This window comes from Serratia sp. 201, assembly GCF_037027545.1.
GTDB lineage: Bacteria > Pseudomonadota > Gammaproteobacteria > Enterobacterales > Enterobacteriaceae > Serratia > Serratia bockelmannii.
Genome location: NZ_JAXCHC010000023.1, coordinates 1 through 256, shown reverse-complemented (window position 1 = coordinate 256; position 256 = coordinate 1). Strand labels below are relative to the sequence as shown.

Annotated in this window: 1 rRNA gene; it reads left to right on the top strand. The window is 52.0% G+C overall.

The window, feature by feature from the left end:
- Positions 1–256: ribosomal RNA gene (locus WA302_RS25215) — 23S ribosomal RNA — on the top strand; the annotation flags it as partial.

Sequence of the window (256 nt, the reverse complement as noted above, 5' to 3'; positions counted from 1 at the left end):
GTCCCGGTTTAAGCGTGTAGGGGGTGTGACCTGGTAAATCCGGTTGCATATCAACCCTGAGGCGTGATGACGATGCACTACGGTGCAGAAGTAGTTGATGCCCTGCTTCCAGGAAAATCCTCTAAGCATCAGGTAACATTAAATCGTACCCCAAACCGACACAGGTGGTCAGGTAGAGAATACCAAGGCGCTTGAGAGAACTCGGGTGAAGGAACTAGGCAAAATGGTGCCGTAACTTCGGGAGAAGGCACGCTGG